The sequence below is a fragment of the Capnocytophaga sp. oral taxon 323 genome, from assembly GCF_001278825.1.
In the GTDB taxonomy this organism is placed as follows: Bacteria; Bacteroidota; Bacteroidia; order Flavobacteriales; family Flavobacteriaceae; genus Capnocytophaga; species Capnocytophaga ochracea.
Genome location: NZ_CP012589.1, coordinates 750,061 through 775,318 on the forward strand (window position 1 = coordinate 750,061; position 25,258 = coordinate 775,318).

Genomic DNA, 25,258 nt, shown 5'->3' on the forward strand with positions numbered 1-25,258 from the left:
AAGTTAAAATAATTTTATTGAGATATTAGTACGAGATACAATCTTTAGAATTTTATTTTGATAGTAAGAAAATATTCTATATCTTTGCACCACTTATGAAAACTTTATAACAAAGAAGTTTAAATACTGTATACAATGAAAAAATTAGTCTTATTAGCCACCACTTTATGTATGGTGGCTTGCAAAAGTATTGAAGCACCCAAGTCAGTGGGAGCTATTCCTTCCGCACGTCAGTTGCCGTGGCACGAGATGGAATATTATGCTTTTATCCACTTTAATATGAACACCTTTACCGATATGGAATGGGGCACAGGTGGCGAAGACCCTGTTTTATTCAACCCTACTGAGTTAGATGTAAATCAGTGGGTAAAAGTGATTAAAGACGCTGGTATGAAAGGTGTTATTATCACGGCTAAGCACCACGATGGTTTCTGCTTATGGCCATCAAAGTACACCGAGCATTCTGTAAAAAACTCTCCTTGGAAAAACGGCAAAGGCGATGTTATAAAAGAGCTTTCAGAAGCCTGCCACAAAGCAGGACTTAAATTTGGAGTATATTTATCACCTTGGGATAGAAACCACGCTGAGTATGGCAGAGAAGCCTACGTTACCTATTTCCATAACCAACTACGAGAATTGCTTACCAATTACGGTGAAATATTTGAAGTATGGTTTGACGGTGCCAACGGTGGTTCAGGTTATTACGGTGGAGCTAACGAAACTCGTACTATTGATGCTCATACTTATTATCAGTGGGATAAAACATTTGCCATAGTACGCGAATTGCAGCCTAATGCTACTATCTTTGGTGATGAAGGCCCGGATATTCGCTGGATAGGTAATGAAAAAGGCTTTGGTACTCCTACTAACTGGAATCCTTTTACCTCTAACCCTTCTTTACAAGGAAAAGACCACTTACATCATTTGGGTGAAGGCGATGAAAATGGCGTAAATTGGATTCCTGCCGAAGCTGATGTATCTATTCGCCCAGGTTGGTATTACCACGCACGAGAAGACCACCAAGTGCGTCCATTAGAAAAAATGGTAGACATATACTACGCTTCAGTAGGTCGCGGTTACAACTTATTACTCAATCTCCCCGTGGATAGACGTGGCTTAGTACACGAAAATGACATCAAGAGACTTATGGAACTCAAAAAAGTTATAGAAGCAGATTTTGCACATAACCTCGTAACTGAAGCCTCTGTAACGGCTTCTAATATTCGTAAAAATAACAAGCAATTTAAAGCTGAAAAAACTACCGATAGTGATAAAAACACCTATTGGACAACCGACGAAGGAGTAACAGAAGCTTCTATAGAACTAAACTTTACCAAGCCTACTACCTTCAACCGCTTTATGGCACAAGAGTATATCCCATTGGGGCAACGTGTAAAGAAGTTTAAATTAGAATACCAAAAAGATGGCAAATGGAAAACTATAGATGAACAAACAACTATTGGCTACAAGCGATTACTACGCTTCCCATCAGTAACAGCTACTAAGGTTCGTTTCACAGTTTTAGAAGCTAAAGGTTCGCCATTGATTAGCAATATAGGGTTATACAATGCACCTGTGTTATTGGTAACTCCTCAGCTTTCTCGTGATAAGAATGGTCAAGTAACCCTCACTCCCGCTGATACCGAAACTGAAATTTATTATACTTTAGACGGCAGTCAGCCTACTGAACAGTCGTTGCGCTATACAACTCCTTTCCCTGTTACTCAGCCTACTTCTTTAAAATTTGTAGCCTATGACGGCAAGCAGCAATTGTACAGTGAAGTAGCTTCTTACGCATTGGATACCCCAAAAGCAAAGTGGAAAGTGTTATCTTCTGCTTCCTCTGATATTCAGAAAGTAATTGATGAGAAACCTAATACGTGGTTTGCTCAAGAAAAGGGCAATACACCCACTGCCATTACTATTGATTTGGGAGAGCTGTTAAACCTAAAAGGATTTACCTATTTGCCTTCACAAGACCGCTGGGCTGAAGGCACTATCAGTCATTATATTTTTGAAGTGAGTACTGATAATGTTCATTGGAAGAAGCTAAGTGAGGGAGAATTTGGGAATATCAAGAACAATCCTATTGAACAACGCATTACCTTCCCTGCCGAGAAAGCCCGTTATATCAAGCTTACCGCTACCAAAACTGTAGATGATACCAATAGAGTATCGTATGCCGAAATAGGAATCATTACACAATAAAGCTATGTATCTTAAAAACGGAAGATTATCACAGAGCCCTAAATGGCTTTACATTATAGTTCCAACCCTGTTCTTTGCTTTTACAGGGTTGAACTTTTTAGCAGCACAGTTTTTTGATACTTCTGCACTTATACAGTCGGAAATTGCCCAAAAAGGAGAATTACAATTCTTGTTTCAGAACTTAGTTGTCTTTGCTGTCTTCTTAGGGTTATTGTTACTATGGGTGAAATTCATACATCGCCAGCCTTTGGTAGCACTTATTACGGCGCGACCTCGTATCAGTTGGAAGCGTTTTTGGTTTGCTTTCTTGTTGTGGGGAGGCGTAACCATAGGCATAACTTGTATCGACTACTTATTTTTTAACCCCGATGATTATATTTGGAATTTTCAGTGGATACCCTTCTTAAAACTACTCGTGATAGTAGTGCTGTTCATTCCTTTGCAAACCGCTTTTGAAGAAATATTCTTTCGTGGCTACCTAATGCAAGGCTTAGGACTTGTTATGCGCAATGCGTGGTTTCCTTTGCTTTTTACCTCTATCACCTTCGGACTAATGCACATTGCCAACCCCGAGGTAGAAAAATTAGGATACAGCTTGCTTATCTATTACACAGGTACAGGCTTGTTCTTAGGTATCACTACCTTAATGGACGATGGCTTAGAGTTAGCCTTAGGGTTTCACACCGCCAACAACCTTTTTACAGCTCTTTTAGTAACTTCCGACTGGACAGTTTTCCAAGTTCCTTCCGTCTTGCGTGATGTCTCAGAACCCTCTTTAGGCTTCAGTGTATGGGCTCCTCTATTGTTCTGCTTTCCTCTTTTATTGTATATCTACGCCAAGAAATACCATTGGAAAGAGTGGAAAAAACACTTGTTATAAAAGAAAACTTAATTTTTTGTTAAAATAATTTCCTTCATATCATAATATTTCATATCTTTGCAACCGATTTTAAATAGCAAAAGGCGACACCCCGAAAAGCCTTTAACAGAGTAGGGAGTAATTTTAATTTTCAGTTTTTTATGGAAGAAAATACAACTTCAACACAAGAGCAATCTGTTTCTCAAGAACAGCAAACTGCTAAAGAAAACAACCCAACCATCATTATCCAAAACTCCTCTAAGAGCAACGGAATAGGCACTGCTGGTTTTGTATTAGCTTTAATAGCTGTATTCTTAGGTTGGGTTCCTGTTTTAGGGTGGATTATCTGGCTTTTAGGACTTGTCCTTTCAGGTATAGGTGTTACTAAAACTCCTAAAGGATTAGCCATTGCAGGGCTTGTGCTCTCTTTAATTGGGCTTGTTATCCTTATTCTTTTAGCTACTGTTTTTGCAACAGCGGCAGCTGTTTCTTCAATGCCAGTACAATAAGAATTTACAAAAAAGGCTATCTGAGAAGAATCTCAGATAGCCTTTTTCTATAAAGTTACATATCATTTCAGCTCCCTATAATAAAAATAGTAGGTCTCTTCTGCACATCAATATTCGTTTTCTTCCAACGATGTACAGGGAGTGTTTTAATTTCTTCTGTAGGAAGTGTAATATCACAAGCCACGCACAAAAGAGTATTAGCTTGTAATGTCTCTATCAAGTCAGTAAGCATCTGCTTATTGCGGTAAGGCGTTTCTATAAATAGTTGCGACTGTCCTTCTCGTGCTTTGCGCTCTAAGGTTTTAAGTGCCTTCTTTCGCTCTTGTTTATCAATAGGGAGATATCCGTTAAAAGCAAAATTCTGCCCATTAAGTCCACTCGCCATCATTGCCAATAACAGCGAAGAAGGTCCTACCAGCGGAATCACCTTCATTCCTTTTTGGTGAGCCACCCGCACAATATCAGCTCCTGGGTCGGCTATCCCTGGGCAACCTGCCTCCGAGATAATCCCTATTGAGTGTCCTTCCATACAAGGGGTTAAAAAACTCTGATAGTCAGTATCCTGATGGTGCTTATCTATCACAACTATTTTTAAATCTGCTTGCACCTTGTCCGGAGTAACGAGCTTGATAAACTTCCTTGCCGACTTTTCGTTTTCTACTACAAAATAAGTAAGTGATTGCACTACATTTGTCACCTGTGCTGGCAATACATCAAGAGCAACACCCCCTAATAAGTTCGGTATTAAATAAATATTTCCCATCGTTGTTTGTATCAACATTACTAACAGATTGCAAAGGTATATTTTTTTCATCATACTTATAGTATTAAATGATTAATTATTTGTACCTTTGTCGCGTATATCTCAACAATCTATAATCACAACAAATGAAAAACATTCTCTCTTATAGTATCATTTTTTCCGCTATTACACTGATAAGCTGTAATAAAGACAGCAACAGCAATAGCCTTTCTGAGCATTCCCAACAAATGCTACAACAAGCTATGCGCAATACCGAAGCAGGGCACGACACAAATTTTAGTGACAACACCCCCTTCATTTTCAATGGTTATAGTAATACTTCCAAGAGATTGTTCGAAAAAGGAGGTAACATATCCATCGGGGCTGCCTTAAATTTTGCGTCTCTTAATCACAACAAAATCATTTATAAAAGTTGTTATTGGGGAATTTATGGCAAAGAAGGTTACTGCAAGTACCCCAACGAAAACCGATATTTTGAATTGTACAACCTTTGGGGGGTGCTATTTTCTGAAAAAAACAATCAGAACCCTAACGCTTTGATAAATGTAAAAAACTTCCGCTTCTACGTGCTTTACAAAGGTGAAAATGTATGGCGGAGAATTCATTTTCCTGAAACTGATATTACCGACCAAGCCCCTATCACGTGGGCGGCTACATATTATAAAGATATCGTAACAGAAGCAGGCAATGGGAAGATTAAAGTAATACAAGAAAAAAACTATTCCACTATCCCTATTGCCAAATCAGGAAAATACGACGGCAAATGGTATGATGCCAAAATATTAGTAAACCACTTTGGTTCTAAACTTATGAAACCTGTGGGAGAGTTCACCCCTAGCAAAGTCGAAGGCGTATATATGCAAGTAGAGGTACGTCTCGACCCAAGTACCCCCAACGCCAAAGTAGGCATACAAGCTGGTATGGACGTCCGCCACGAAGGCATTAAAACTACTTACTATATGGCTTTTGGCTCTACTCGCATCGTTACTGTTGCCCCTCATTGGAAAACCGTTAATTGGGTAAACTACGCAGGCGGACAAGGAGCTGACGAAGGAGGCGTCGTACTGAGTAAAGAACGACTACTAAACACCTCTTTTCCAAGAGAATAACCTCCTATTAAACAGCTCTAAAAAGCACCTTATCTCTCAAAACGAAATATATCTTATATAAAACGAAATTAGAATAGGGATTACTATCTTATATCATTTGTATAGCTTTTCTATATCTATCGTCCAAGATTCGCATAAGCTTCCTATAAGCTTTCTATATCTATCCCTTAACTATCAAGCTCTTACAACAACAGCAAAACAAACCCAAAAAAGCACCTAACAAACTAATTATCACAATGAAACAGTCTTTTTATCAAAAAGAAGGGAAAAGAAAGAATAAGATAATTGTCTTCCTTCACGGCTTTTTAGAAGATCATACTATATGGCAACCTATTACTAAAGCTCTCTCTACCGAATATTTCACACTATCTATCGACCTTTTAGGGCACGGGCAGACCCCCACTATCGCCCCAGTACACACAATGGAAATGATGGCAAGCCAAGTAAACGATATCTTACTAAAAGAAGAAATAGAACATTGCACCATCGTGGGGCACTCAATGGGTGGGTATGTAGCCTTAGCTTTTGCCGAATTATTCCCCAAAAAAGTAGAAGGAATAGTATTGTTAAACTCCACTACCCTACCCGATTCTCCAGAGAAAAAAGTAAATAGAGACCGAGTGCTAAAAGTAATCGATGAAGAAAAAGAACTCTTCGTGCGCACTGCCGTTACAAACCTATTTAGCGATGAAAACAAAACGCTGATGAAGCCCGCGCTCAACAAACTAATCGATATAGCAATGCATACCCCTAACGAAGGTATCAAAGCAGCTTCCTTAGGAATGAAACAACGCCCCGACCGCACTGAACTATTCGAACAACTAACCGCTAAAAAGCATATCATTATGGGTAAAAAAGACGCTCTTATCCCTTCCGATAGTTTGATAGCATTAGCCCAAAAAGCAGGTGCAAGCTACACCTTGCTTTCAGGCGGACATTTAGTATATATTGAAAACGAAGCCGAGACCATAGAAGCCTTGCGCAACTTTATGGCACAACCCTAATCTTAACCCTCTTTCTCAAATTCCAAGATATGTATAAGCTATTCATTCGCCCATTCCTTTTCAGTCTCGACCCCGAGAAAGCTCATCACTTTACATTTAAATACTTAAAGTTTATTCACAAAATCCCCTTAGTGCCTTTGCTCATTCGCAAAATATACAATGTGGAACACCCTTCTCTACATCGCGAAGTCTTTGGGCTACACTTCAAAAATCCCATAGGGTTAGCCGCAGGTTTAGATAAAGATGCTAAATTGTACAAAGAGTTAGCCAATTTAGGTTTTGGTTTTATCGAAATCGGAACCATTACCCCTAAACCACAACTGGGGAACCCCAAAAAGCGATTGTTCAGACTCATAGAAGACCAAGGAATTATAAACCGTATGGGCTTTAACAACGAAGGAGTTGAAGCTGCTGTAAAGCGCCTTAAAAAGAATACCAATGTACTGATAGGAGGAAATATTGGTAAAAATAAAACCACCCCAAATGAAGAAGCGGTAAACGACTACCTGATTTGTTTTGAACAACTCTTTAATTATGTCGATTATTTTGTAGTAAATGTAAGTTCACCCAATACTCCAAATTTGCGTACATTACAAGAAAAAGAACCTCTAAAACAGCTTTTAAGCACTTTGCAAAATACAAACCTAACCCATAAAAACCCTAAACCTATCCTCTTAAAAATCGCCCCTGACCTTACCGACGAACAACTGTCAGATATCATCGAAATCGTACAAGAAACTCATATTGCAGGCGTAATAGCTACCAACACCACTATTGGTAGAGAAGGGTTAGTATCCGATAATCAAAAAGAAACCGGCGGACTTAGTGGGAAACCTCTAAAAAATCGCTCCACTGAGGTAATACGTTTTCTAAGTGAAAAGAGCAACCACGCATTTCCCATCATTGGCGTTGGAGGAATATTTAGTGAAACCGATGCCCTCGAAAAGTTAGAAGCAGGAGCCTCACTTATCCAGCTCTATACAGGTTTCATTTACGAAGGTGCAGGTCTTATAAAGCGCATTAATAAACAACTAATTGCTAATTCTAACCAACATTAGCATTATTTTCGTTATTTGTTATTTGCGATTCTTAATTCACCGATACAAACCAAACGCATTGATGAAATAAAAGTCTTGATGAAAATTTATAAACATACTCACCTCACAAATATTGTCAATTACTAATTATTTTATACCTTTGCACTTATTTTCAAAAACGATATTATGATACAGTCAATGACAGGCTTTGGCAAGAGCGTACTATCTCTCACCGATAAACATATTAGTATAGAAATCAAATCCCTAAACAGTAAGAGTATTGATATCAATACACGTATTCCGCAAGCGTATCGCGAAAAAGAACTCGATTTCCGTAAACTCATTGCCGAGCAACTCTTACGCGGAAAAGTAGATTTTAGTATCTTTGTAGAAAATACAGGCACACAAACGCCCTCTAAAATCAATCCTAATATCGTAAAATCCTATATCGAGCAAATGCGTACTATTGTTGATGGTGACCTTACCGAACTGCTAAAAATGGCAGTACGTATGCCCGATGCCTTACAAACCACTACCGAAAGCGTTTCCGAAGAAGAACTTTCAGCTATTTTCGAACATATCAGCCTTGCCATTACCGATTTGCAAACCTTCCGCATTCAAGAAGGTAAAGTTTTAGAAAAAGACTTCGTTTTGCGTATTAGTAACATCGATAGCTTACTGCAAGAGGTACAAGCTCTCGACAGTGAACGCTTAGCGCTCATTCGCGAACGCTTGGAAAAAGCGGTAGCTGATATCCAGAGTGTAGACGCCAACCGCTTTGAGCAAGAACTCATTTTCTACTTAGAAAAATTGGACATCACAGAAGAAAAAATCCGACTCAAAAAACACTTAGACTATTTTCTCGAAACCCTTCACAGCGAAGATTCTAACGGACGTAAATTGAGTTTTATTGCACAAGAAATAGGCAGAGAAATCAATACCTTAGGTTCAAAAGCTAACTTCGCCCCTATGCAACAGTTAGTAGTCCAAATGAAAGACGAACTCGAAAAGATTAAAGAACAAGTTCTAAACGTATTATAACCTGCTAATTTACCAATTTGCTAATTAAAAAATGAACAAACTAATTATTTTCTCAGCTCCTTCTGGGAGCGGCAAAACTACCATAGTGAGACATTTACTCTCGCTCAAAAAACTAAACTTAGCCTTTTCTATTTCGGCTACTTCTCGTACACCTCGTGGTGAAGAACAACACGGCAAAGAATACTATTTCCTTTCTGCTGATGAATTCAAAAAACGTGTTCAGCACAACGAATTTATGGAATGGGAAGAGGTATACACAGGTTGTTATTACGGCACATTAAAATCAGAAGTAGAACGCCTATGGGCAAAGGGAAAGAATGTGATATTCGATATTGATGTCGCAGGAGGTCTCCGCCTCAAACAACAATATCCAGAACAAACCTTAGCAGTATTTGTTGAACCGCCAAGCCTTATTGCCTTAGAAGAGCGCTTGCGCAACCGTAAGACTGAAACAGAGGAGAAAATACAAATGCGTCTCAACAAAGCCGAACAAGAAATGGCAACTGCTCACCAGTTTGATATGATTATCAAAAACGATAATCTACAACAAGCCCTACAAGAGGCTGAGCGCATAGTAACCGATTTTATCAACCGATGAAAAAACAAATAGGCTTATTCTTTGGCTCGTTTAACCCTATTCATATAGGGCATCTCATTATCGCCAATCATTTGGTAGAGCACAGTGCAATGAACGAACTGTGGTTTGTGGTAACACCTCAAAATCCGTTTAAAGAAAAACAATCGTTATTAGACAACCACTTGCGATTGGAAATGGTCAATTTGGCAATAGAGAGCTATCCCAAGTTACGCGCCTCAAACATCGAGTTTCACTTGCCACAACCTAATTACACAGTTAATACCTTAGCCTATTTAGAGGAAAAACACCCTAATACTAACTTTGCCCTAATTATGGGGGAAGACAACCTAAAAAGCTTTCACAAATGGAAGAACTACGAGCATATTTTAGCAAATTACCCTATTTATGTCTATCCTCGTATTTCAGAAGGTACAGTGCCCGAAGCTTTAACTGAGCACCCGCATATCACCCGTGTACCCGCCCCTATCATCGAACTCTCAGCCACCTTTATCCGTGAAGAAATCAAAGCTGGACGCAATATACGCCCGCTCCTCCCCGAAAAAGTATGGCAATACATTGATAAATTAGGACTCTATTTCAATTAACAATTGACAAGTAACAACTAACATTTTTGCGTCACACACTTATCCAAAGTTTCACACTTTGGCTAAGTCAAAACCAATAATCTCTTTGTTTAATTTCTAAGGCGTAAGCCTTATCTCTTTTAATATATGAAAAAAACGAAAATACTAATGGTTTGCTTAGGCAATATTTGCCGTTCTCCTTTAGCCGAAGGCTTGATGAGGAGCAAACTCCCTTCCGATAACTTTGAAGTAGATTCAGCTGGTACCGCCAACTATCACGTAGGCGATGCTCCTGACACTCGTTCTATCGCCTCTGGCAAAAAACACGGAGTAGATATCTCTATGCTTAGAGGTCGTCAGTTCTCAGCCAAAGATTTTGCCCTTTTCGATTATATTTTCGTAATGGATAAAAGCAATTACCAAAACGTTATCCGGCTTGCTAAGAACGAAAAAGAGCGTGCTAAAGTACATTTCTTAGCTGATGCTTTGGGTGGAATGACACAACACGAAATCCCCGACCCTTATTACGGCACAGAAGCTGATTTCGAAAACGTCTATCAGCTTATTGACAAGGCTTGCACAAAAGTTGCTCACAAACTATCTCCTAACCCCTAACTACTATCTCCTAAAATGGACTTCTCATCTAAACTCTTAGAAAACGCCGTCTACGAAATAGCACAATTGCCTAGTATAGGCAAACGTACGGCTTTGCGTTTAGCCTTGCACCTGCTCAAACAACCCGAAGAGCAATCACTACAATTGGCACAAGCTATTGTGGCTTTACGTACCCATATACAGTATTGTAAAAACTGCCACAACATCTCCGATGTAGATTTATGTGAGATATGTGCTAACCCTATGCGTGATACGGGAGTCGTTTGTGTTGTAGAAGATTTTAGAGATGTAATGGCAATAGAAAACACAGGGCAATTCTTTGGTCAGTATCACGTCTTAGGAGGCAAAATATCCCCTATTGATGGCATTGCTCCTTCCAATCTACACATTGCCTCACTGATAGAAAAAGTAAAGACAGGTAAAGTAACTGAGTTAATCCTCGCTCTGAGCAATACAATGGAGGGCGATACTACCAATTTCTATATTTACAAACAAGTAGAGCCTTACCATATCACCATTTCTACCATTGCCCGAGGCATAGCCGTAGGAGGCGAACTCGAATATACTGATGAGGTAACTTTGGGCAGAAGTATTACTCAGCGCATTCCTTTTGAAAAAGCTATTAAAGCCGTTTAAAATATGATACAAGTAGCCAATACCATTATTTCGGAAGATATCATAGATTGCGATTTTGTATGCAATCTCAATGCTTGTAAAGGTGCTTGCTGTATAGAAGGTGATGCAGGAGCACCCGTAGAAGAAAGCGAACTAAAAGTGATGAAGCGCATTTATCCCGAAGTAGCTCCTTACCTTACCGAGGAAGGTCGTACAGCTATTGAGGAACAAGGAGTATACATCAAAGGAGAAGACGGCGAATGGGAAACTCCTCTCATCAATGGAGGCGAATGTGCTTATGTAGTACGCAATGAAAAAGGTTGGGCTCTTTGTGCTATCGAGCAAGCATATAACGATAAAAAGATAGACTGGAAGAAACCTATATCGTGTCACCTATATCCTATACGATTACAAGAGTACAGTTCCTTCACAGCAGTCAATTACCATCGTTGGAGTCCTATATGCGATGATGCTTGTGTCTTGGGTAAAAAGTTACAAGTGCCTATCTACAAATTCGTAAAAGAGGCTCTTATTAGAAAGTTTGGAGAAGAGTGGTACCAAGAATTAGAGCTTATAGCTGAGCACTTGAAAAAGTAACGTACAAATAACAAAATAAAAGAGACAGTACTTTTAATATTGTACTGTCTCTTTCTTATATAGATATTATGGGATTTCTTACTTCATTGTCTCTAACTTCCCTTGTGATTTTAGCAACTGTATTTCTGCTAATTTGTAGTCCAACAAAGCATTGGTGTAATTGTTCTTAGCATCCGATAAAGAGCGTTCTGCTTCCAATAAATCTGTAAGGGAAGCCAAACCTTGTTGGTAGTTGTTTTGGGTGTTGAGCAATACCTCTTCTGCAAGCTTTACATTCTCCTTTTGCGAATCTATAGTAAGAAGGTTATTAGTAAGCTGACTGTGGGCATTCTCATAAGCCAAATCCATTGCCAAACGGGTGTCTTTAAGGGTCGCTTCAAGCGCTTGACTTTCTATCTGTGCTTGGCGTATCTTAGCACGTGTACCGAAACCCGAAAATATAGGTATATTCACTCCCAATGTAATAGCCGAATAGTCAGCTCCGTACACTTTATCTTTTTTGCCGTAAATAATCGGTGTTTTAGGTCCCATACTCAAATAACCATAAGTAGCCTGCAACGCTAATGATGGATAAAGTGCTGCACGTTGTACTTTGGTATTGAGGTCAAGGAGTTGCTTTTGCTTTTCTAGTACTTGTAACTCTATACGAGTATTGCTATTACCTTTCTCAAAAGCCAAATCGTAATTAGCTTCAAAGCCTTCTTTAGGCAAAGTAATTACTTCACTCATCGGCATACCTATCATATATTTAAGCGCGTTCTCCGAGAGTTGTACTCCATTAAGGGCTTGTTGGCGTGCCGATTTGAGATTATTTACAGCCACAGTAGTGCGGTCAACGTCTATTTTCTTTGACAACCCCGATTGGTTTAACCCTTTTACAACATTAGCCGTCTTCTCGGTAAGAGCCAAATTACTTTCTATATTTTCTAATGTTTGTCGGGTTTGGTATACTTGGTAGTAGGCTTGTGCTACTTTTTCAATGATTTCATTCTCGGTAAGCTGTTGGTTAAGCATATAAAACTCACGTGTCGTACGAGCCGCTTTCAAGCCCATAAACACCGTTTGATTAAACAACACTTGGGTAAGTTTTGCTTCAGCATTAGCCGACCATTTTTGCCCCATTTCCATCTTTATAGGCTCATTACTTGCGGACATACCCGGGAAAGGAAAAGTGCTGGCATCAATATAAGTAGCTTGTAACTTAGGGTTGTACACCATACCGCCCGAAGCCGAAATATTAGGCAGTGCATTAGCGCGTACTTCTTGTATTTTGTATTCGCTTTTGGTTACTTCCAATCGCGCTTTCTCAGCATCCGCTTTATTCTCTAAAGCATAACGAATAGCGTCTTTTAAAGTCAATTCTTTTTGTTGTGCAAAGCTCATAACACTAAGGCACAACAAAGCACTCGTAATGATTTTTTTCATAATAATTGTATTGCCTATTAATAGGCTTATTTATATTGTCCTTTTAATTCTGTTGTAACTTCTTTTTACTTTATTTATTCAGATACCCTTCTCTCGCTGACCTTACTTTTTCACCTCTGATGATTGGTATTATTGGCATTTTTAGTATTATAGTATTAAATTAACCTTTTACCTTTTATCTTTTACCTCCTCAAGCACTCGTTCCAATTCTTTTAGCCCTTTTTCATTGACAAGTATCCTAAAAAAGTACTCTAAAATAGTATAGATAGTTTCCCAGAAGGGAAATTCTCTTTCAGGGAAAGTATGAGTTATAGAACGGAGACGTTGTACACTAGTATAGAAAACCTTATAGAAGTTCACATTGATATCTTTTCTAAAAAGTCCTTCTTGCCAACCTTTTTCTAAGAGTTTATCTATAAAAAGTCCATCAGTTTTAGCGAACTCACTTTCCATACGTTCGTATGTTTTAGGATAGTACTTTTGCAATTCCCAAATAGGGCGGTCACTATTGATATTGAAAACTTCTTGAACCTTTTTTTGGTTGCGGTATACATTTTCTATCACTGAACCTTCCCCTTGTACAAAAGTAGTTACATTTGTACAACTCATTTCTAAGGCATAATCTAAACAAGCATCTACTAAATCTTGTTTAGAGGGAAAATACTCGTAAAGCGTCTTTTTAGACATCCCCCATTTGTTAGCCAAATCATCCATAGTAAAGGTTTTAAACCCATACTGCATAAAGTCGTTTAAGGCACGTTTTACAATATCTTCTTTCATCTCTCTCATCTTTAAATTCGGGGGCAAAGGTATAACAAAAAAACTTAATAAACAAAAAAAGTTTCCATTATTACCTCTTACCTCTTACTTCTTATCTGTTTAAAGACTCAAGAAAGTAAAGCCTACTCCCACAATAGTTTGTTTGTAATTGTAATCGATAAGAGAATCACCATAACCGTGAGAGGCTTGCAACAAAATACGCAGGTCGCGACTCAGCGGATATACCCAGTTCAGCTCTACGTGTCCGCGATTATGATTAAAATTTAAATTATTCCTCACTCGCAAATTAAAAACACTTTTACGGAAGGGGTAAGCAATGCCCAATTCACAACGCCCTATATAATTCTCAATATCGGGATTGTCATCTTCTCTTGCCTTTTCTGAGAAACGCCACCAGAAACGGCTATTAACCATTAAGTCATTCCATTGGAAAATACCTGATAAAATAATTCTGTTCCAACTGCGGGAATGTGCCGCTTCTTTACCATTAGATTGGTGGTTTACGGATAGTCCTGCCATTTTCACTTTAAAATTCCCCACCGAGAGGTTCAGCGGATAAGTAAATATCAATTCTGGTTCGTAATTCAGTTCCCTAAACGGACGTGAAAGCTCACCATTGTACATCTGCCAATACGATTGCTGAGTGAAAGCTACCCACACATCACCCTTCCCAAAAGCATCTTGCATAATCTTAGCTTTTAAGCTCACTTGAAATTTTACCTCTACGTGCTGGTAGTCGCGCCATTCGGGTATAGGTCGGTCAGGGTTCAAACTTATAGGTTGTTCCGTAGGTTTATCCGTAAAACGGAAAGGCATTACGTACATAGGTAAGTAATCCACAAATTTAAAAGTACCTCTCTGGTCTTCTCGGTCAAGCTCCCATAGCTTAGAAATAGCCCTCTCTAACTGGGCTCTTCTATAGGTAAGTAATCCACAAATTTAAAAGTACCTCTCTGGTCTTCTCGGTCAAGCTCCCATAGCTTAGAAATAGCCCTCTCTAACTGGGCTCTTCTATCGGCTTTTATTCCTGTCTTAGGAAGTTCCTGCAATGTGTCTTTCACCGCCTCCTGAGAAAAAATAGGTGTCGCAATAGCCAAGAACATTATAAATAAAGTGTATTTCATCATTTTGTTTTTTGCGGGTGCAAAAGTACAGCAAATAAACTTTATAAACAAAAAAAGTTTCCTACATTTTAATATGAGGAAACTTTTTCTATTCTGATACTTTATGTATATCAATACTTCTTCTTACTCAAACTCCGATGTAAAATGCAACTTTAAGTTCGGATATTTTTGTTTTACCATCTCAATAGAGAAAGCTGAGTCGGCTAAGAAAACTAATTGATTCTGCTTATCGCGGGCTAAGAATTTCTGTTTTACGCGTAAGAAATCAAGATACTCAGCATCTTTGGGGTTTTCAGGCGTCTCTACCCAACAAGCTTTATAAATAGGAAAGTTTTCATAACTACACTTTGCCCCATACTCGTGTTCTAATCGATACTGAATTACCTCGTATTGGAGTGCTCCTACCGTCCCAATTACTTTGCGACCGTTGAAGTCTAACTTAAAGAGCTGTGCCACCCCTTCGTCCATTAGCTGGTCGATACCTTTTTCTAATTGTTTAGATTTCAGTGGGTCAGCATTGTTAATGTAGCGGAAGTGCTCAGGAGAGAAGCTCGGTATCCCCTTAAAGTGCAATACTTCACCTTCGGTGAGTGTATCGCCTATCTTAAAGTTCCCCGTATCGTGCAATCCTACAATATCCCCCGCATACGAGATATCCACTACTTCTTTCTTTTCGGCAAAGAAAGCATTCGGACTGGAGAACTTCAACTTCTTACCCAAACGCGTATGTAAATAAGGTTTGTTACGCTCAAAAGTGCCCGAAACAATTTTCACAAACGCCAAACGGTCGCGATGGTTAGGGTCCATATTTGCGTGAATCTTGAAAACGAAGCCCGTAAAAGTAGGTTCTTCAGGGTTTACGATGCGCTCTTCACTGGCTTTCGGGCGGGGCGAAGGAGCAATTTCCACAAAACAATCCAAGAGTTCTCTTACCCCAAAATTGTTCAATGCCGAGCCAAAAAATACAGGTTGTTGGTCTCCTCTGAGGTAGGCTTCTCTATCGAATTTAGGATATACTTCATACACTAACTCCAAATCGGAACGGAGGTTCTCGGCAGATTGTTCGGATATAATCTTCTCTAATTCAGGACTGTTAATATCGTTAAAGGCAATAGTCTCCTCTATATTCTTACGACTGTCGCCTGAGAAAAGGTTGATATTCTTCTCCCAGATGTTGTAAATCCCTTTGAAATCATACCCCATCCCTATGGGGAAACTCAGCGGAGTAACCTTTAAGCCCAACTTCTGTTCTACTTCGTCCAACAGGTCAAAGGCGTCTTTCCCTTCACGGTCTAACTTATTAATGAACACAATCATAGGAATATTGCGCATACGGCACACCTCAACGAGTTTTTCGGTTTGCTCTTCCACCCCTTTGGCAACGTCAATAACCACGATTACACTGTCCACAGCCGTAAGAGTGCGAAAGGTGTCCTCGGCGAAATCCTTGTGTCCAGGGGTATCTAAAATGTTTATTTTATGCTCTTTGTAGTTAAAAGCCAGCACCGAAGTAGCTACCGAAATCCCACGTTGGCGTTCAATCTCCATAAAGTCGGAGGTAGCTCCTTTCTTTATTTTATTCGATTTCACCGCACCAGCTTCTTGGATAGCCCCCCCGAAGAGTAAGAGTTTTTCGGTAAGGGTTGTCTTTCCCGCGTCGGGGTGAGAGATGATGCCGAAGGTACGGCGTTTTTGTATTTCTTGTTGTAAAGACATAAAGTTAATTTGCTAATTGACAAATTTGCTAATTTGCTATTTTTTTAAGGGTATAATTAGTAGCGAGTTCACTATCATTAATGCTGTTACCTTCTTGGTCGAACATTCTTCGTAAGTGCTTACATACGAACAACCATAGGTTGTAAGCAACAGTGCTATCACACTGAATATTAATAAGATTCTTTTTATTCTTACTAATATTTTGTTTTAAAATCGGGTGCAAAAGTAGTGAATAAACTCCAAAAAGAGACATAAATAAGTAAAAAATTCACTTTACCTTAATTTAAACCTCCTCTTAACCTCAACGTACCCCCACCCTTCCTTCGCTTATTCATTATCTGCTCGTGCAGTTCGCACCGTCATTTGTTCGTTCTTTCTCCATCTGCCCGTGCGGCTCGCACCGTCTTTTGTTCGTTCTTTGTTCGTTCTTTGTTCGTTCTTTGTTCGTTCTTTGTTCGTTCTTTGTTCGTTCTTTGTTCGTTCTTTGTTCGTTCTTTGTTCGTTCTTTGTTCGTTCTTTGTTCGTTCTTTGTTCGTTCTTTGTTCGTTCTTTGTTCGTTCTTTGTTCGTTCTTTGTTCGTCATTCGTTCGTCATTCGTTCGTCATTCGTTCGTCATTCGTTCGTCATTCGTTCGTCATTCGTTCGTCATTCGTTCGTCATTCGTTCGTCATTCGTTCGTCATTCGTTCGTCATTCGTTCGTCATTCGTTCGTCATTCGTTCGTCATTCGTTCGTCATTCGTTCGTCATTCGTTCGTCATTCGTTCGTCATTCGTTCGTCTTTTGTTCGTCTTTTGTTCGTCTTTTGTTCGTCTTTTGTTCGTCTTTTGTTCGTCTTTTGTTCGTCTTTTGTTCGTCTTTTGTTCGTCTTTTGTTCGTCTTTTGTTCGTCCCACTTTTCCGTTACTACACTCCCTCTCCTTGGGAGAAGTCTCCGAATAGGAGAGTATGTGACTGGGGTGAGGATATTTTGTTCGTCTTTTGTTTATTTGCCTGTCGTGCTACGACTGTCCGTGCGGCTCGCACCGTCTTTCCTATAAGCTTCTCCCAAATTAACCATTAATCATTAAACAATCGGTATTATTGGCATTTTTGGCATTGTGGTATTAAACTCATTTATCCATTTGATAATCAATAAATATATAAGAACATTCACCCCTTATACCAGCCTTTCAAATATAAATAAAATATAATTTTTTAGGACTTTATTTTTCTATGTTCAGTAAAATATATATCTTTGCCGTTTGAAGAGATAAAATAAGTAAATTATTTAATTAAAAAAATGCAAAACAAAGGACTTGTGAAACTATTTGCCATATTGTTTGGGCTAATATGTATTTATCAGCTTTCATTCACCTACGTGGCAGGTAGAGTAGAAGATGAAGCCAAAGCATTCGCTGAGGCAAAAGTGCCTAATACTCAAGCTGACTATATCGCTAAACGCGAAGCTATAGAAGCTAAGTATTTGGACGATAAAATGGGGCAAGATGTCTATAACCTCGGTTTTACAAAATTCACTTATGGTGAAGTAAAAGCTAAAGAATTGAACCGCGGTCTTGACCTTAAAGGCGGTATCAACGTGATTCTGCAAATTTCCGTAAAAGACATCTTGAGAGGTCTTGCTGACAACTCCAAAGACCCTATCTTTAACAAATCATTAGCCGAAGCCGATGAACAGCTCCGCAAAACCGACAAAACCTACTTGGATTTGTTCTTCGAGGCTTACGCTAAGAACGGAGGTAAATTAGCCTCCCCCGATGTGTTCGCTAATAAAACCCTCAGCGACCAAATCAACTTCCAAATGAGTGATAGTGAGGTGCGCCCTATCATCAGAAAGCGCGTAGACGAGTCTATCGTATCTGCTTTCGAGGTATTGCGCAAACGTATCGATAAATTTGGCGTTTCTCAACCTAATATCCAGCGTCTTGGTAACTCAGGTCGTATCCTTGTAGAACTTCCTGGTGCCAAAGATATCACTCGTGTGCAATCTCTCTTGCAAAGTACCGCTCAGCTTGAGTTCTGGGAAACTTATAAGAATACTGATGTTTTCCCTTATTTACAAGCCCTCAACGAGCAACTTAAATCTACTGCTAAAACTACAGATAAAGTAAAAGATACACTCACAGCCGCTACTCAATCAGGTAGTAGTGCTATCGACTCTCTACTTACTGATGTAAAGAAGGATTCTGTTCCTACTCAACAAGGAAAAGGAAATCCTTTGTTTGACCTTATCAAAGCTAATTCTTATGAAGGTTCTCCTGTACTTTTTACAGTAAGTTTAAAAGATACTGCTCAAGTAAATAGCTATATCAATTCTTCTGAAGCAAAACATTTGATTCCTGCTTCATTGCAGTATGTAAAATTCGCTTGGGGTAAACCTGATAAAAAGACCTCCCTTATCGAACTTTATGCCCTAAAAGGTAACCGCGATAACACTCCTCCTCTTACAGGTAACGTAGTAACCCAAGCCGAACAAACCTATGATGTTCGCAACCAGCCCGCCGTATCTATGCAAATGGACGGCAAAGGAGCACGCATTTGGGAAGCGCTTACAGGTAAAGCTTTTACTCAAAACACCAATATTGCTATCGTACTCGATAACATCGTATATTCAGCACCAGGAGTAACTACAGGTGCTATTTCAGGAGGTCGCTCTGAAATTACAGGGCATTTTACTTTAAATGAAGCTGTCGACCTTGCTAACGTTCTGCGTGCTGGTAAATTACCTGCAAGCGCTGATATTGTACAATCTGAAATCGTAGGACCTTCTTTAGGACAAGAAGCTATTGATAGCGGTATGAACTCTTTCCTTATCGCTACTATCTTCATCTTTGCGTGGATGATATTCTACTACGGTCGTGCCGGTATTTATGCCGACCTCGCTTTGGTATTCAATATACTCCTCATATTTGGAGTGTTAGCAAGTATAGAAGCTGTACTTACGCTCCCTGGTATTGCGGGTATCGTGCTTACCATTGGTATGGCAGTCGACTCGAACGTGCTGATATTCGAGCGGTCGAAAGAAGAACTGCGCAAAGGTAAAAACATCAATCAAGCAGTAATCGATGGTTTCAAACACGCCCTATCATCTATCTTAGACTCCAACATTACTACAGCGCTTACTGCTCTTATCTTGTTGTTCTTTGGTAGTGGTCCTATCCAAGGTTTTGCAACTACCTTGCTCATTGGTATTGCAACTACTTTGTTCACCGCTATCTTTATTACTCGCTTGTTTATTGACTATAGCGTTGAGAAAAAACACACGCTTACTTTCACCACTCCTATCACTAAGAACTGGTTCAAAAATGTAGATCTCAACTTCATCGGCAAGCGCAAAATAGGATATGCTTTTTCTATTATCCTATCAATAATAGGTATCATTTCTCTCTTTACTCGTGGTCTCGACCAAGGTATCGATTTCGTAGGTGGTAGAACTTACCAAATTCGTTTTGAAAAAGAAGTTAATCCTACCCAAGTAGCCGATGCGCTCAAAACTACTTTAGGAAATGTGGAAGTGAAGACTTTTGGTGCTCCTAACCAAGTGAAAATCGCTACTAAGTATAAAGTACAAGAAGAAAGCACTGAGGTAGATAATGAAATACAAGAGCTCTTATACAAAGGATTACAGAAATTCTTACCTGAAGGTACTTCATTCGATAGTTTTGCTAAAGCTAGTTCTACTGATAAGATTGGTATTATGCAATCTATGAAAGTAGGGCCTACTATCGCTGAAGATATTAAGAGCAGTGCGTTCTGGTCAGTTATCGGTTCGCTTATTGTAATCGGTCTATATATCTTATTTCGTTTCCGAAGATGGCAGTTCTCTATGGGTGCGATTGTATCTTCAGCACACGACGTGCTAATGGTACTCGGTATCTACTCGCTCACTTATAGCATTATGCCTTTCAATATGGAAATCGACCAAGCTTTTATCGCAGCTATCCTTACCGTAGTAGGTTACTCACTAAACGACACGGTGATTATCTACGACCGTATCAGGGAAGTAATGCGTGAGCCTCATTGGTCAAGAGAGAAAATTAATCACGCACTCAACACTACCCTTAGCCGTACCTTGAACACCTCATTTACCACTATGGCAGTACTCGTTACCATCTTTATCTTTGGTGGTGAAACCTTGCGTGGCTTTATGTTCGCTATGATTATCGGGGTACTCATCGGTACTTACTCTTCTATCTTCGTGGCAGCTCCTCTCATTTACGACACTGTAAAGGACGAAGCTGACCATACTAAAGAACAATCTAAGAAGTAATACTAATTACTGAATATATAAAAGGGACTGTCCTAAAAAGGATAGTCCCTTTTTCTATGCGGGTAGAAAAAAGTGAAAAACTACTTGCAAATATCAATTATAAACCCTAACTTTGCCTTTCAAAAAAACTAAGTAATATGAAAACATACGACATTGTTATCATCGGTTCAGGTCCTGGCGGTTATGTAGCCGCTATTCGCGCAGGTCAATTGGGCTTTAAAACTGCCCTTATTGAAAAATATAATACCTTAGGAGGCACTTGCCTTAATGTAGGTTGTATCCCTTCTAAAGCCTTACTCGACTCTTCTCACCACTACGAAGACGCTTCCAAACACCTCGAAGCCCACGGTATTGAAATCACAGGTAAAGTAAAGTTTAGCTTAGAGAAAATGATTGCTCGTAAAGCATCTGTGGTAGAGCAAACTTGCGCAGGGGTAAAATTCCTAATGGAGAAAAACAAAGTAGACGTTTTTACCGGGGTAGGGAGCTTTGTATCACCCACACAAATTAAGATTACTCCTAATAAAGGCAAGGCAGAGACCATAGAAGCCAAGCACACCATTATTGCTACTGGCTCTAAACCTGCCTCCTTACCTTTTATTACAGTCGATAAAGAACGTATTATTACTTCTACTGAAGCCCTCCAGCTAAAAGAAGTACCAGAACACCTCATCGTGATTGGTGGGGGCGTAATAGGCTTAGAATTGGGGCAAGTATACAGTCGCTTAGGAGCTAAAGTGTCGGTAGTAGAATACACCGATAGCATTATCCCTACGATGGATAGAGGCTTAGGGCGCGAACTCACCAAAGTACTCAAAAAACAAGGCTTTGCTTTCTATACAGGTCATCAGGTGAAAGAAGTAACTCGCAAGGGCAAAACGGTAACTGTAAAAGCTACTACCTCCAAAGGCGAAGAGCTTATCCTTAAAGGTGATTACTGCTTAGTAGCCGTAGGTCGTCGCCCTTATACCGAGGGTCTTAACCTCGAAGTAGCAGGTGTACAGAAAGACGAACGCGGTAGGGTAATAGTAAACGACCACCTGCAAACCAATGTACCTAACATCTATGCCATAGGTGATGTAGTACGCGGAGCTATGCTCGCCCATAAAGCCGAAGAAGAAGGCGTATTGGTAGTAGAACAACTCGCTGGACAAAAACCACATATCGACTATAATCTTATCCCTGGTGTTGTTTACACCTGGCCTGAAGTAGCTTCAGTAGGCAAAAGTGAAGAGCAACTAAAAGCTGACGGCATAGCCTATAAAGTAGGGCAATTTGCTTTTCGTGCCTTAGGGCGCGCCCGTGCCAGTATGGATACCGACGGCTTTGTAAAGATTTTAGCTGACACCCAAACCGATGAAGTACTTGGCGTACACATCATTGGAGCTCGTGCTGCCGATATGATAGCCGAAGCCGTTACAGCAATGGAGTTCCGTGCCAGTGCCGAAGATATCGCTCGCATCTGCCACGCTCACCCTACCTTTACCGAAGCAATAAAGGAAGCCGCCCTTGCTACCACCGAAAACCGCGCTATCCATAGTTAATGATTAATAATTAATGCTATATGAAATCAACCATCTTATTTTGCCTATTCTGCCTCCCTTTGTGCGCTTTTTCGCAATATAGCATTACAGGAAACCTAATCAGTAAAGAACAACCTGTGAGCAACTGTGTCGTTAAGCTCCTCTCGCAGGGCAAAGTTGTGCATACTACCGCTTCAAATGAAAAGGGTACTTTTTCTTTTGAAAACCTTTCAGCAGGGCAATACCAGCTAAATGTGGTTTCTATTTTCTATGAGCCTTTTCAGCAAGAGCTAATGGTAGATAAGAATATCGCATTAGGCAATATTGTGATTACCGAGAAAGTAGAAAACCTTAAAGAAGTAACTGTTACTGGTCGGAAAAATCCTGTTATCCCTACTGAAACGGGCTCACTTATTGAAGTAACAGGCACACGGCTCGCCTATCGCTCTGCGGTGACCGATATTTTAGAGTATGCTCCCAGCATCTCCACTACTAATGGCTTGAAAATCTATGGCAATGAGGATATTTTAATAATGCTCGATGGTAAGGAATTACACCTCGATAAAGACAAAATAGCGTTTTTCTTAAATAAGATACCCGTCAAGAGTATTAAAAATATTGAAGTAGTTGATAAGATTGATGCCAGTGTCGATAGCTCAAAAGCAGGCGTCATAAAAATAACGACTATTGCAAAATACGGCTGGGTAGGCTCGTTAAGTCACAATTTTTTTTACGACCCAAAATTAGGTTATACAGACGATGCAACACTGTTTTATTCTACTGATAAATATCGCCTTTTTACTAACCTATACCACAGCCGACATCACTCTTTTAGCGATGATAAGGAACAATCTCTTTTGAGAAATAACAATACTCTTTATCAAAATACCTCAGAACTACAGTTAAAGCGGAAAGAAAACGGAATAACACTAGGAGCAGATTACTATTTCAATAAAAAATCAACTCTTAGCTTTCTGTATATCTATAATTATGATGCTGATGCCGACAAAGAATACAATAGTTTAACTAATGTGTATAACAACAATGTACTCAACTATCATTTTACTACAAACAGAAAATGGGACGCCATAGCTAATGACCACTCTTTCTCACTGAACTTTGAGCGTACTATTGATTCCTTAAACTCAAATATCAAAATAGCCTTAGACTTTGTTAAGAAAAAGTACGATGGGCCTCTTACTGAAAAAGATATTTATTACCGCACAGTAACTACCGAAGAAAATACCGAGCGAGACACATACTCTTACAGCGATGTTTATGCCTTTAAAACTACTTGGAGTAAGTTTTTTACCTCTAAATACCCTTCAGAAAAGCAGAACTTAGTGCTTGGATTGCGTTATTCATTGGTAGACAATCAAGATGAGTTTAATTATTTTGATATTTTGCCTACCCAGAAGTTAAAAAACACTAACTTTTCTAAGGATTTCTCCTTCAAAGAACACATCTTCGCCACTTTTGCCAATTACGCCTTCCCTCTTACTCAAAAATCAAAGTTCTCAGTGGGCTTACGTTCTGAATATAATTACAATACGTTTAGCAATCACTTAGATAATTTCCATAACGACAACACACAATGGTCTCTCAATGCCCTCTATACTACCAAGCTCGGCAAAGAAACCCTCTTCTTTTCTGCTCGCCGATGGTTCAGCAGGGTGAATTACAGTCTGTTTAACCCTACCTATATCAAAAGTTCTCCTACCGATGCCTATACAGGTAATAAAGATTTAAGTCCCATAGAAGGATATACGTTACAATCGGGTTATAGGTGGAAAAAAGTAGATATGGCTGTGGCTTACCGCTATTCCGAAAAAAATGTGCTTAGCATTCCTACTGCCATTGCAGGGGTGGTAACTACTCGTCCCGAGAACGTAGGTTATAAAAACGATGTATTTTTGTTCCTATCCCGTTTTACTAAGTTCACCGATTGGTGGGAATGCAATGCAAAATTCACAGGGGGGTATTTTAACTTCAAGTATTTAGGGAATGCTTTCAACTCCTTATATGCCGAGTTTTACACCTCACAGCGATTTTACCTTCCCAAAGATATCGAAGCCTCTCTCACTTATCAATATACCTCAACCAATAAGAGTTTGTATATCAAAAACTATTACAATCACCAGCTCAACTTTAACCTAATGATTCCTCTTTCTGATTCTTTCCAGTTAAACGCTTCATTAGATGATATATTTAACACCTCTCGTTCTAAAAGCGAATACGATTTCAACGGCGTTTATAATACATCTTATTATAAATATAACACCCGTAGTTTTTATATTGGTATCAATTATGATTTTGCTAAAGGTAAAAAAGTGAATGACAATATAAGAAACACAGGAGCAGAAGACGAGAAAAACAGACTTAAACGATAATGATTAGTGGTTAATGCTGGATAGTTAATGATTAGTGGTAAATACAGTGATAAAAATAATTAAGAAAAAGTTTGTTTCTTTCAAAATAAATAGTAACTTTGCCTCAACTAACCAGTAGCATATAGATTTATGAAAGAAAGTATTTTAAAATCAAAGAGCTTAGCTTTTGCTATCAGAATTGTTAATTTTTATAAATATCAATGTGAAAATAAGAAAGAATTTGTGCTCTCTAAACAACTCTTACGCAGTGGCACTTCAATAGGTGCAATGGTTCGTGAATCAGAACACGCCGAGAGTAAAGTAGATTTCGTTCATAAGTTATCTATTGCCCAAAAAGAAATAAATGAAACACTGTATTGGTTAGAATTACTATTCGAAACAAAATATATTACTCTAAAAGAGTACGAAAGTATTTCAGCCGATGCTGTAGAACTCATCAAACTGCTAACCAGTAGTATCAAAACAGTAAAAACTACAATTAACCATTAATCATTAATAATTAACCATTAATCATT

At 39.1% G+C, this 25,258-nt stretch carries 22 protein-coding genes and 1 pseudogene; 16 read left to right on the forward strand and 7 right to left on the reverse strand.

The annotated features are described in order from the left end of the window. Nucleotides 1–135 precede the first annotated feature (135 nt). The 3 genes from AM608_RS03310 to AM608_RS03320 all read left to right on the forward strand — a co-directional run bounded on the left by AM608_RS03310 (nucleotide 136) and on the right by AM608_RS03320 (nucleotide 3,576). Complete coding sequence (locus tag AM608_RS03310; protein ID WP_053580761.1) at nucleotides 136–2,208, forward strand: alpha-L-fucosidase; 2,073 nt, start codon at nucleotides 136–138, stop codon at nucleotides 2,206–2,208. A gap of 4 nt (nucleotides 2,209–2,212) precedes the next feature. After that, nucleotides 2,213–3,088, forward strand: coding sequence for a CPBP family intramembrane glutamic endopeptidase (locus AM608_RS03315; protein ID WP_053580762.1), 876 nt, complete (start codon nucleotides 2,213–2,215; stop codon nucleotides 3,086–3,088). A 140-nt stretch (nucleotides 3,089–3,228) separates the two neighbouring features. Continuing rightward, nucleotides 3,229–3,576: a hypothetical protein gene (locus AM608_RS03320; protein WP_009410361.1), complete on the forward strand. Its 348-nt coding sequence runs from the start codon at nucleotides 3,229–3,231 to the stop codon at nucleotides 3,574–3,576. Nucleotides 3,577–3,643: 67 nt separating this feature from the next. Here the strand turns inward: AM608_RS03320 and AM608_RS03325 are convergent, their stop codons facing one another. Continuing rightward, nucleotides 3,644–4,393, reverse strand: coding sequence for an SAM-dependent methyltransferase (locus AM608_RS03325; RefSeq protein ID WP_053580763.1), 750 nt, complete (start codon nucleotides 4,391–4,393; stop codon nucleotides 3,644–3,646). Between the two features lie 71 nt (nucleotides 4,394–4,464). Here AM608_RS03325 and AM608_RS03330 point away from each other — a divergent pair, with 71 nt between their 5' ends. The 9 genes from AM608_RS03330 to AM608_RS03370 all read left to right on the forward strand — a co-directional run bounded on the left by AM608_RS03330 (nucleotide 4,465) and on the right by AM608_RS03370 (nucleotide 11,518). Continuing rightward, nucleotides 4,465–5,448, forward strand: coding sequence for a hypothetical protein (locus AM608_RS03330; RefSeq protein WP_053580764.1), 984 nt, complete (start codon nucleotides 4,465–4,467; stop codon nucleotides 5,446–5,448). Nucleotides 5,449–5,684: 236 nt separating this feature from the next. After that, nucleotides 5,685–6,452: an alpha/beta fold hydrolase gene (locus tag AM608_RS03335; RefSeq protein WP_053580765.1), complete on the forward strand. Its 768-nt coding sequence runs from the start codon at nucleotides 5,685–5,687 to the stop codon at nucleotides 6,450–6,452. 29 nt (nucleotides 6,453–6,481) lie between these two features. Further along, nucleotides 6,482–7,510 (forward strand): quinone-dependent dihydroorotate dehydrogenase, encoded by a 1,029-nt coding sequence (locus tag AM608_RS03340; protein ID WP_053580766.1) that lies wholly within the window; start codon nucleotides 6,482–6,484, stop codon nucleotides 7,508–7,510. A gap of 165 nt (nucleotides 7,511–7,675) precedes the next feature. Then, nucleotides 7,676–8,530, forward strand: coding sequence for a YicC/YloC family endoribonuclease (locus AM608_RS03345; RefSeq protein WP_053580767.1), 855 nt, complete (start codon nucleotides 7,676–7,678; stop codon nucleotides 8,528–8,530). A gap of 31 nt (nucleotides 8,531–8,561) precedes the next feature. Beyond that, nucleotides 8,562–9,128 carry a guanylate kinase gene (gene gmk, locus AM608_RS03350; RefSeq protein WP_053580768.1) on the forward strand — a complete coding sequence of 189 codons (567 nt, stop codon included), beginning with the start codon at nucleotides 8,562–8,564 and terminating at the stop codon, nucleotides 9,126–9,128. Further along, on the forward strand, nucleotides 9,125–9,712 hold the full coding sequence (gene nadD / locus AM608_RS03355; protein ID WP_053580769.1) for a nicotinate (nicotinamide) nucleotide adenylyltransferase: 588 nt from the start codon (nucleotides 9,125–9,127) through the stop codon (nucleotides 9,710–9,712). The genes gmk and nadD overlap by 4 nt, the downstream gene beginning before the upstream one ends. Before the next feature lie 126 nt (nucleotides 9,713–9,838). Then, the gene (locus AM608_RS03360; protein WP_053580770.1) at nucleotides 9,839–10,306 is read left to right on the forward strand and encodes a low molecular weight protein-tyrosine-phosphatase; all 468 of its coding nucleotides are present in this window, start codon (nucleotides 9,839–9,841) and stop codon (nucleotides 10,304–10,306) included. Between the two features lie 15 nt (nucleotides 10,307–10,321). Further along, complete coding sequence (recR, locus tag AM608_RS03365) at nucleotides 10,322–10,942, forward strand: recombination mediator RecR (RefSeq protein ID WP_009419002.1); 621 nt, start codon at nucleotides 10,322–10,324, stop codon at nucleotides 10,940–10,942. A gap of 3 nt (nucleotides 10,943–10,945) precedes the next feature. Further along, nucleotides 10,946–11,518 (forward strand): DUF3109 family protein, encoded by a 573-nt coding sequence (locus AM608_RS03370; RefSeq protein WP_009410352.1) that lies wholly within the window; start codon nucleotides 10,946–10,948, stop codon nucleotides 11,516–11,518. A 78-nt stretch (nucleotides 11,519–11,596) separates the two neighbouring features. Here AM608_RS03370 and AM608_RS03375 read toward each other — a convergent pair whose 3' ends face one another. The 6 genes and pseudogenes from AM608_RS03375 to AM608_RS12010 form a co-directional block, all read right to left on the reverse strand. Then, complete coding sequence (locus AM608_RS03375) at nucleotides 11,597–12,943, reverse strand: TolC family protein (RefSeq protein ID WP_053580771.1); 1,347 nt, start codon at nucleotides 12,941–12,943, stop codon at nucleotides 11,597–11,599. A gap of 168 nt (nucleotides 12,944–13,111) precedes the next feature. Next, complete coding sequence (locus AM608_RS03380) at nucleotides 13,112–13,723, reverse strand: TetR/AcrR family transcriptional regulator (protein ID WP_172672741.1); 612 nt, start codon at nucleotides 13,721–13,723, stop codon at nucleotides 13,112–13,114. 99 nt (nucleotides 13,724–13,822) lie between these two features. Further along, nucleotides 13,823–14,850: pseudogene (locus AM608_RS03385) on the reverse strand (phospholipase A). A gap of 120 nt (nucleotides 14,851–14,970) precedes the next feature. Further along, nucleotides 14,971–16,563, reverse strand: coding sequence for a peptide chain release factor 3 (locus tag AM608_RS03390; RefSeq protein WP_009419006.1), 1,593 nt, complete (start codon nucleotides 16,561–16,563; stop codon nucleotides 14,971–14,973). Nucleotides 16,564–16,897: 334 nt separating this feature from the next. Then, entirely contained in the window at nucleotides 16,898–17,146 is a 249-nt protein-coding gene (locus tag AM608_RS12005) for a hypothetical protein (RefSeq protein ID WP_157466235.1), read from the reverse strand. A gap of 172 nt (nucleotides 17,147–17,318) precedes the next feature. After that, nucleotides 17,319–17,456, reverse strand: a complete 138-nt coding sequence (locus AM608_RS12010) for a hypothetical protein (protein WP_157466237.1) — start codon at nucleotides 17,454–17,456, stop codon at nucleotides 17,319–17,321. A 386-nt stretch (nucleotides 17,457–17,842) separates the two neighbouring features. Between AM608_RS12010 and secDF the strand changes: the two genes are divergently transcribed. The 4 genes from secDF (at nucleotide 17,843) to AM608_RS03415 (ending at nucleotide 25,232) form a co-directional block, all read left to right on the forward strand. Next, a complete protein-coding gene (gene secDF, locus AM608_RS03400; RefSeq protein WP_053580774.1) occupies nucleotides 17,843–20,830 on the forward strand; it encodes a protein translocase subunit SecDF in 2,988 nt (995 codons plus the stop codon). Between the two features lie 137 nt (nucleotides 20,831–20,967). Then, complete coding sequence (gene lpdA, locus AM608_RS03405; protein WP_048747507.1) at nucleotides 20,968–22,374, forward strand: dihydrolipoyl dehydrogenase; 1,407 nt, start codon at nucleotides 20,968–20,970, stop codon at nucleotides 22,372–22,374. Between the two features lie 20 nt (nucleotides 22,375–22,394). Then, nucleotides 22,395–24,743, forward strand: coding sequence for an outer membrane beta-barrel family protein (locus AM608_RS03410; protein WP_053580775.1), 2,349 nt, complete (start codon nucleotides 22,395–22,397; stop codon nucleotides 24,741–24,743). 129 nt (nucleotides 24,744–24,872) lie between these two features. Continuing rightward, nucleotides 24,873–25,232, forward strand: coding sequence for a four helix bundle protein (locus tag AM608_RS03415; protein WP_053580776.1), 360 nt, complete (start codon nucleotides 24,873–24,875; stop codon nucleotides 25,230–25,232). The last annotated feature ends 26 nt before the right edge of the window (nucleotides 25,233–25,258 follow it).

Coding starts and splice junctions, on each gene's coding strand:
- AM608_RS03330 (WP_053580764.1), top strand. CDS start 4,465: ATGAAAAACATTCTCTCTTATAGTATCATTTTTTCCGCTATTACACTG.
- AM608_RS03335 (WP_053580765.1), top strand. CDS start 5,685: ATGAAACAGTCTTTTTATCAAAAAGAAGGGAAAAGAAAGAATAAGATA.
- AM608_RS03310 (WP_053580761.1), top strand. CDS start 136: ATGAAAAAATTAGTCTTATTAGCCACCACTTTATGTATGGTGGCTTGC.
- lpdA (WP_048747507.1), top strand. CDS start 20,968: ATGAAAACATACGACATTGTTATCATCGGTTCAGGTCCTGGCGGTTAT.
- AM608_RS03370 (WP_009410352.1), top strand. CDS start 10,946: ATGATACAAGTAGCCAATACCATTATTTCGGAAGATATCATAGATTGC.
- gmk (WP_053580768.1), top strand. CDS start 8,562: ATGAACAAACTAATTATTTTCTCAGCTCCTTCTGGGAGCGGCAAAACT.
- AM608_RS12005 (WP_157466235.1), bottom strand. CDS start 17,146: ATGACGAACAAAGAACGAACAAAGAACGAACAAAGAACGAACAAAGAA.
- AM608_RS03325 (WP_053580763.1), bottom strand. CDS start 4,393: ATGATGAAAAAAATATACCTTTGCAATCTGTTAGTAATGTTGATACAA.
- recR (WP_009419002.1), top strand. CDS start 10,322: ATGGACTTCTCATCTAAACTCTTAGAAAACGCCGTCTACGAAATAGCA.
- AM608_RS03340 (WP_053580766.1), top strand. CDS start 6,482: ATGTATAAGCTATTCATTCGCCCATTCCTTTTCAGTCTCGACCCCGAG.
- AM608_RS03360 (WP_053580770.1), top strand. CDS start 9,839: ATGAAAAAAACGAAAATACTAATGGTTTGCTTAGGCAATATTTGCCGT.
- AM608_RS03345 (WP_053580767.1), top strand. CDS start 7,676: ATGATACAGTCAATGACAGGCTTTGGCAAGAGCGTACTATCTCTCACC.
- AM608_RS03315 (WP_053580762.1), top strand. CDS start 2,213: ATGTATCTTAAAAACGGAAGATTATCACAGAGCCCTAAATGGCTTTAC.
- AM608_RS03320 (WP_009410361.1), top strand. CDS start 3,229: ATGGAAGAAAATACAACTTCAACACAAGAGCAATCTGTTTCTCAAGAA.
- AM608_RS03410 (WP_053580775.1), top strand. CDS start 22,395: ATGAAATCAACCATCTTATTTTGCCTATTCTGCCTCCCTTTGTGCGCT.
- AM608_RS03390 (WP_009419006.1), bottom strand. CDS start 16,563: ATGTCTTTACAACAAGAAATACAAAAACGCCGTACCTTCGGCATCATC.
- nadD (WP_053580769.1), top strand. CDS start 9,125: ATGAAAAAACAAATAGGCTTATTCTTTGGCTCGTTTAACCCTATTCAT.
- AM608_RS03415 (WP_053580776.1), top strand. CDS start 24,873: ATGAAAGAAAGTATTTTAAAATCAAAGAGCTTAGCTTTTGCTATCAGA.
- AM608_RS03375 (WP_053580771.1), bottom strand. CDS start 12,943: ATGAAAAAAATCATTACGAGTGCTTTGTTGTGCCTTAGTGTTATGAGC.
- secDF (WP_053580774.1), top strand. CDS start 17,843: ATGCAAAACAAAGGACTTGTGAAACTATTTGCCATATTGTTTGGGCTA.
- AM608_RS03380 (WP_172672741.1), bottom strand. CDS start 13,723: ATGAAAGAAGATATTGTAAAACGTGCCTTAAACGACTTTATGCAGTAT.